At 34.2% G+C, this 8,158-nt stretch carries 6 protein-coding genes; all 6 read left to right on the top strand.

Annotated features, from left to right (window positions below):
• Window positions 1-349 precede the first annotated feature (349 nt).
• Entirely contained in the window at window positions 350-1,462 is a 1,113-nt protein-coding gene (locus IC621_RS26035; RefSeq protein ID WP_191162917.1) for a Gfo/Idh/MocA family protein, read from the top strand.
• Window positions 1,463-1,555: 93 nt separating this feature from the next.
• Window positions 1,556-2,413 (top strand): sugar phosphate isomerase/epimerase family protein, encoded by an 858-nt coding sequence (locus IC621_RS26030; RefSeq protein WP_191162915.1) that lies wholly within the window; start codon window positions 1,556-1,558, stop codon window positions 2,411-2,413.
• A gap of 329 nt (window positions 2,414-2,742) precedes the next feature.
• Window positions 2,743-3,621, top strand: a complete 879-nt coding sequence (locus tag IC621_RS26025; RefSeq protein ID WP_191162921.1) for a carbohydrate ABC transporter permease — start codon at window positions 2,743-2,745, stop codon at window positions 3,619-3,621.
• Window positions 3,618-4,454, top strand: a complete 837-nt coding sequence (locus IC621_RS26020) for a carbohydrate ABC transporter permease (protein ID WP_318153127.1) — start codon at window positions 3,618-3,620, stop codon at window positions 4,452-4,454. The genes IC621_RS26025 and IC621_RS26020 overlap by 4 nt, the downstream gene beginning before the upstream one ends.
• A gap of 113 nt (window positions 4,455-4,567) precedes the next feature.
• A complete protein-coding gene (locus IC621_RS26015) occupies window positions 4,568-5,863 on the top strand; it encodes an ABC transporter substrate-binding protein (RefSeq protein ID WP_191162913.1) in 1,296 nt (431 codons plus the stop codon).
• Between the two features lie 413 nt (window positions 5,864-6,276).
• The gene (locus tag IC621_RS26010) at window positions 6,277-7,632 is read left to right on the top strand and encodes an MFS transporter (protein WP_191162912.1); all 1,356 of its coding nucleotides are present in this window, start codon (window positions 6,277-6,279) and stop codon (window positions 7,630-7,632) included.
• Window positions 7,633-8,158: the final 526 nt, after the last annotated feature.

Here is an 8,158-nt window from a genome sequence, read left to right as displayed (position 1 = left end):
GTCGATCCACAATATGCTCATCTTATAAAAATTGAAATACTGAGAAAAACCGAGAAAACAAAAGAGAAACCTTACTTTAATGAGGGAGTTTAAGTTAATTAAAGTATTAACGTGATAAAGAGTGGTATCTATGTCCAGCGCGCTCTGCGCTTTTCGTTCTACTATCAGAATTTATATTTTATGGTTGATAGTATAAGAAAAACTAAGGCTTTCGCCACTGGTCTTGGCAACAAGCCAAGTTTTTCTAATCAAAATAATCCACCAAATTTCTCAAAATCATTAGGTGCTAATTAAAATACACTTTTATACGATATATATGTATTCATAAATATATATTGGAGGTGGCTTTTTGAATCATCTTAATGTTGGAATTATCGGTTGTGGAAACATCAGTCCTATTTATTTTGAAGCAGGGAAAAAGTTTGACGTTTTAAATATTGTGGCATGTGCTGATTTAAACCATGAAGCAGCAAAACAAAGAGCAGAAGAATACAATATTCCAAAAGCCTGTAGTGTTGACGAGCTATTAAGTGATCCTAATATTGACCTTGTAATAAATCTAACTATACCAAAAGCGCATGCTGACATTCATATTCGTGCTTTAGAGGCAGGAAAGCATTCTTATGGTGAAAAGCCTTTGGCTATTGATTTAAAAGATGCTCAAAAAATACAGTCGATAGCTAAAGAAAAAGGATTACTAGTAGGTGCAGCACCTGATACGTTTTTAGGCGCAGGAATTCAAACTTGTCGAAAATTAATAGATGACGGTTGGATTGGTGAACCTGTATCTGCTAATGCATTTATGATGTATCATGGTCCAGAAATATTCCATCCCAATCCTGATTTCTTATATCAGTTCGGTGCAGGACCAATGTTTGATATGGGACCATATTATCTAACTGCGTTAATCAATTTGATTGGTCCCGTAAAAAAAGTATCAGGGTTCACGAGAAAAACCTTTGAAGAAAGAATTATTACAGGTAAACAAAATTATGGTAGAACATTTCCAGTCGAAACACCAACACACGTCTCAGGAATAATGGAGTTTGACAAGGGGGCGATCGGGACTATTATTACAAGCTTTGATGTATGGGGTACAAAGCTGCCAAATATCGAAATACATGGATCACTAGGATCAATTATTGTGCCTGATCCAAATCATTTTGGAGGCACTGTTTATGTCAAACGACACAACTATTCGGAATTTGTTGAAGTCCCATTAACACATGGATTCGACACGAATAGCCGTGGCCTGGGTGTGGTAGACATGGCAAATGCCATTATCAATGGACAGGAACACAGAGCAAACGCAGAAATGTCCTATCATGTATTAGAAATAATGCACGGTTTTTATTTATCATCAGAAAGCAATACGCACTATGAACTAAATAGTACCTGTAAAAAACCAGAACCGTTTCCAATGAACTTCTTAAAGAACGGTATAGGTTATGAGCAAAAATAGAAAGAATCATAGCCTTTTTATAGTATGTAAACTGTCACAATTGAGCATGTCAGTTTAAACACATAAAAATAACATATTAAAGGAGAGATAAATATGAGTTTATCTATTGGTTTACAAGTATATTCAATTCGAAATGAATTAAAGAAGGACTTTTGGGGAGCATTAAAAAAAGTTGCAGAAATCGGGTATAAAAATATAGAGTTTGCAAATCATGCAGCGAATGACGATCCAGGTGTCGGCTTTTATATTGATGCCAAAACATTGAAAAAAGGGATGGATGATTTAGGCTTAACTACTATATCAGCACATGTTCATCCCTTGAGTTTAGATATTATTGATGAAGTGATTGAATATCATCAAACGATCGGAAATCAGTCAATTGTTTGTGGAATTGGTTACTGGAAAAATCAGGACGAAGTATTACAATTTAGCGAGCAACTAAACAAATTTGGAGAAAAATGTAGGAAAAACGGAATGGATTTTTATTATCATAATCACTTCATGGAATTTCAGAAATTTAACGGTCAATATGTTCTCGAGACTATCCTGCAAAATACAGAAAAAGACCTAGTGAAAATTGAGTTTGATACATATTGGGCTCAAAGAGGCGGAATTGACCCTGTGCAGTATTTAAAAAGATTAGGCGATAGATGCGACTTAATCCACCAAAAAGATTTAACTGAACAAGCAGTACCTAATAATATATTCGAGATTATTGGAGAAGATTGTGAGATTAATATGGAAAAATTGCGTGAATTTTCGAAGGTTGATTATTTCACAGAGGTTGGAGAAGGTACGATGGATATAAAAGCAATTATTGACGAGGCACAAAGAATAGGAGTAGCAAAATATTTAATATTAGAACAAGATCATTCATCAAGAAATGAATTGGAAAGTATTGAGATTAGTTTTAAGAATTTAAAAAGATTTCTAGAAAATCCCAATAAGTAAATTGATTTTTCGAAAGCTTTTAAACTAGCTCTTTATAGTCTTTAGATAATGGGCTAGTTTAAATTTACCCTACCAAAAGAAAGTTAAAAGATAAATGAATGATATATCGTTTTTAGCTATTACTGCCATCTAATAAAATTCCCCAACCAATTAGAAAATCTTAAATGATAAATTTGCGATGAGTATCCAAGGTACAAGTTCATTAAACTGAATATTTAGATAATACTCTATTTTTAAAATAATCCACCTTAATTATCAATTTTATCTATGTGTTAATTCAATTCGTTTAGTTATACTAAATCTACAATAACCGATGGGGGGTGGATGGAATTAGTAATTCAAAGTCTTCTAAATGGATTCAACAAGCATATTTCCTGGGTCCAGTAGTAGTAGTTTATATTTTCGTTATTTGTATTCCATTTTTTTTAGGTCTCTATTATTCCTTTACAGATTGGAATGGAATTTCCACAAAAGTAAATTTAGTAGGATTGAAAAATTATTTAATCGTGTTTTCTGATCCGAATTTTGGTAAAGCATTTTTGTTTACAGCAAAATTTACATTTACTGCTGTTATCCTTTGTAATGTAGTTGGTTTTTTCCTAGCTTACTTACTTACAATGCCGTTAAAAAGTAGGGGATGGCTCCGTACCACCTTCTTTATGCCAAACGTTATAGGCGGCGTATTGCTTGGATTTGTATGGCAGTTTATTTTTTTACAAAGCTTTCCGGCGATAGGAACACTCACCGACATAGGGTTTTTTAATATGCCCTGGTTGGGGACAGAGGCAACAGCATTTTGGGCTTTAATAATAGTAGGGATATGGCAAACATCAGGCTATTTAATGATTATTTATATTGCAGGAATATCCAGTATTAGTAGTGAGTTAATTGAAGCAGCCAAGATAGATGGTGCAAAAGGGTGGCAAGTGTTAAGACACATTATTTTACCGTTAACAATGCCAGCATTTACAATTTGCATTTTTGTTTCTACGTTGTGGGCAACAAAATCTTTTGACTTAAACTTCGCATTAACACAGGGTGGTCCATTTGGTTCGACTACACCCGTTGCAATGGATATTTATTTTGAAGCATTTATGAATAATCGTTATGAAATAGGAACAGCTAAAGCGTTTGTTTTCTTTTTAATTGTAGCAACACTTTCTATTATTCAAGTAAGTATAACTAAGAAAAAAGAGGTGGAAATGTGATTTGGACAAGTAAGTATAGTTGGAAATTTCTCCTAATCGAAATTGCTTTAATTTTATTAGCAATAGTTTATCTTTCACCATTCTTTTTTGTAGTAGTAAATTCATTTAAAGATTTTTCAGCTATACTAAATAATCCGGCAAGTTTACCAGAAAGGTTAGATTTCACCAATTTTATTCGTGCATGGGAAATGATTAATTTACCGAGTGCGCTCTTTAATACTATTTTAATTACAATTTTCACAAATTTAGTTCTCGTTATTTTTGCTAGTATGGCCGCATATAGACTTGTACGTCATCCAAGTAAAGGTAATAATATGTTATTCTTGATTTTTGTATCAACAATGGTGATTCCATTTCAAGCAATTATGATTCCGTTAGTCCAGATGAGCAAATGGTTTTCGCTTATCAATACTATTCATGGAATCGTTATAATTAATATGGGCTTAATTGTGCCATTCACAATATTTTTATATCATGGGTTTATTAAAACGATCCCAAAAGAAATTGAAGAAGCAGCGATTATTGATGGTTGCAGCCCATATGGAGTATTTTGGCGTATTGTTTTTCCGCTATTAAAACCAATGACTGTAACTGCGGTAGTTCTTCAGTCCATTAATCTTTGGAATCAATTTCTAGAACCACTCTTATTTTTACAACTTCCAGAACTTCATACTATTCAAATAGCAATTAATACCCTATTTGGAGCATATACAAACCAATGGGACTTAGCACTTGCAGCACTGACTATTAGTATACTACCAATTATCGTTTTCTTCTTAATTATGCAAAAGCAGATTGTAGCTGGCATTACATCTGGAGGAATAAAGGGGTAAGTAATTTTTTTCTTCTTTATTGAAAGACCTTTCAACTGTATTTTGCTTTTGATTGAATCACTATTTCCGGTATTCGCGATAAAAGTTAAAAAAATAAGAGGGGCGAGGATCAAATGAGAAAAACCTTTGTTTTAACCGTTTTTGCAATGATGTTTGGCTTACTTTTCGGTTGCAGTTCTGGGAATAATGTAACAAGCGAATCAACACCTTCAAATAGTAACTCCAATAACAATGAAGAAAAAACAACATTGAAGATATTTCAATTCAAAACAGAGATTGTGGAACAATTAAAGCAGCTTGAGCAAGAGTATGAAAGTGAACATCCTACTATTGATCTCGAAATAGAGTCTATAACTGGAACGGATTATGAAACCAAATTAAAAGCTAAATTTGCTGCTGGAGACATGCCTGATATATTTATGAATGAAGGATATGCTGATCTTGATAACTGGTTAGAGCATGTAGAAGACTTATCAAATGAACCTTGGGTGGAGGATATTATTGATGTAGCTAGAGAACCGATGGAAAGGGATGGTAAAACTTACGGTATGCCCGTAACCTTGGAAGGAATTGGATTCGGTTATAATAAAGATTTATTTGAATCTGCAGGTATTAAGGAAGTTCCAACAACGATTAGTGAATTAGAAGAAGCGGCTCAAAAACTTCAAGACAGTGGTATTAATGCTTTTATTAATAATTACAATAGTTATTTTCCTCTAGCAATGCATGCATTCAATAATCCAATTGCCAAACACGAGGATCCAACGGCTTTTATAAAGGGGCTTAATGAAGGAACAGCAAAATTAGCAACTGATGAATTAACAAAACAGTGGACAGATTTAATACAGTTAACAATAAAATATGGAAATAAAGACGGGATTATTACAGATCATAATACAGCTAGGACAATGTTTATTAATGAGGAATACGCTATTATGCAAACTGGAAACTGGAATGATCCTGTAATCGTAGAAATGAATCCGGATATGAATGTTGGTTTTATGCCAATGCCGATAAATGATGACTCTACTTTAAACGATACAATTTTTGTAGGGGTACCTAACAATTGGGCTATATACAAAGATTCCCCGAATAAAGACAAAGCAAAAGACTTCCTAAATTGGTTAGTAACATCGGAAACAGGCAAACGGTATATAACTGAAGAATTTAGATTTATTCCTGCTTTGAAATCAATTGAAGCATCTAGTGAACTAGGTCCCATATCAAAAGAAATTGTCAGATATATAGAAGAAGATAAAGTCTTAGGATGGCAATGGGCAAAATATCCGGAAGGTGTATTACAATTAATTGGTGACTCAATTCAAAAATTTATAGCTGGTAAAATAGATGCTGACCAAATGCTCGAAGAGTTTGATAAGGCTTGGCAACAATCTATTAGTAAAAACTAAATTTCTATTATATTGATTGAGGAGGTAGGATTAAAGATTCTACCTCTTCAATCATTGTTTCTAATTCTATCCCTGAATCAACATATTAAACTATAAGGAAAAAGATTAGCAAGTCGCATATTTAATAGGCAATATAAAATCATCCCCTGTATGATGTTGATAAATTTCAGCAACTAGATTAGATTTACTATTTTCTTTTGCTTTATAGTCTCCCTTACATAAAGGTACAGAATATGACTAATTTTCCTACAGAATCGGCAGGATACAAGTTTACGAAATTTTCTGTATAATCTGTTTATAGTATATCCATAGTGAAAAGGAGTGAAAGTTTTTCTAGTAGAAGACGAAAGGTCATTGCAATTAAAAAATGGACAACTTAGTCTAAAAATTATTATCTATCGGAGGTGTAAATAATGTCTAGCATGAATGCAAATGAAATTTCAGATAAAAAAATGGCAAGAAGAGCGCTAATTGGTTCTACCTCTGGTGCGATTATTGAATGGTATGACTTTTCACTTTATGCTGTTGCGTCCGCTCTCATTTTTCCCAAACTGTTTTTTCCGGATTCGGACCCGTTTATTGCAACGATTCTGTCATTCGCAACTTTCGCAACTGGTTTCTTAGCAAGACCAATAGGAGCTATTATTTTTGGACATTTTGGTGATCGAATTGGTCGGAAGAATGCATTGATCGTTACCTTATGGATGATGGGTTTGAGCAGTGCCGCTATGGGTTTAATTCCAAGCTATAATTCTATTGGAATATGGGCTCCCATCCTGCTAGTTTTGATGAGATTAATACAAGGAGTTGGAGTTGGGGGAGAGTGGGCAGGCTCCATTCTATTATCAATGGAATGGGGAAAGAAAAATCGACAAGGATTTATGGCAAGTATTCCAAATGCAGGGGTAGGAGCAGGGATGTTACTATCTTCTGCGGTTGTAGGATTGTGTATCACTCTTGCAGGAGACAGTTTCTACGAATGGGGATGGAGAATTCCCTTTTTAGGAAGTTTATTGCTATTAGTTGTAGGGCTTATTATTCGCTCGAAAATTATTGAAACGCCGTCATTCCGTAAAGTTCAAGAGGGCGAAACCGTTTCAAAATTGCCGATTGTAGATGTTATGAAACACTATCCAAAGCAGGTTTTCTTTACGGGATTAGCTAAATTAGCAGAGCATACACCGTTTGCAATTTACACTACCTTTTTGATTAATTACAGTATCAATAATTTTCATGTCAGTTCGTCCTTTATGGTGAATGCTAATACCGTGGCAAGTTTCTTACTATGTATTTTGATTCCATTCTTTGGGTACCTTTCTGATAAAGTCGGCATTAAACGTTTATTTATGATGGGTATTGCTGTAACATTTGTCTGGGGATTTGTTTTTGTCGGTTTAGTCGATACAGGTGTATCAGCTGTTATCGCAGCTGTTATGCTCATTTCAATGATTCCATTTTGTATGCAAACTGGTGCACTTCCAGCTTTAGCTTCACAGGCATTCCCAGCCCGTTTGCGGTATAGCGGTGCTTCACTTGGGACACAGATCCCTGCTATCTTTGGAGGCGGTATTGCTCCTATGGTCTGTACGTATTTGATACAGGCAACTGGAACAATTTATTCAATTGGAATTTATATCGCTATAGTGTCTATTCTTGGCTTTATAGGTACAAGCAAACTTAAGAGTTTTTCAAGCGAACATATGGATTCTATTAGCGCTAGTAACGAAAGTGGTTTGACAGTATCTACTCCAAAAGAAATAAAAGCATAATAGTTGTTCATTGATATAGGGGTGTCCTTGCATTAAATAATTAGGCTTTCATAAAAAAATGTCCTTCATCAAGGCGATGAAGGACATTTTTTTATTTAGGGCTATCACCTTTCTCAAGTAGTGAGAAGAGCGATAGCACAAAGAGTAGGGAGGGAATGAATCGCTTTTTCGAAAAAAGAAGAGTATGAGTGATGAAAAACTAGGACATATTTTTCTGTAAGGTCTATAAAAATGCACTTTTGAAAGAATATGTAGAAGCATGCTCTTCTTTTTTTCAATCGAGCGAAACAATTCGCATTCAGTACATCTTCAAAGGAAAAGCGTTCAAGAAAAAACAAACGATCTAAATCTATGCACTTTACGGTGAAATGTCTTTTTAATTTAGAATTACTATGCTAATAGTGCAATTCAAAAAGTAAACTGATCTATATTAGACTGCACCCCTTAAAGTAGATGTTGAAAAACCCACAGTTTGGCAATATTGAATTAAGGGGTGATTTTTTATGGCGAAAAAAGGACAGAAGTT

It is taken from the genome of Metabacillus arenae (assembly GCF_014773385.1).
GTDB lineage: Bacteria > Bacillota > Bacilli > Bacillales > Bacillaceae > Metabacillus_D > Metabacillus_D arenae.
This window is presented reverse-complemented; position numbering and strand designations above follow the sequence as displayed.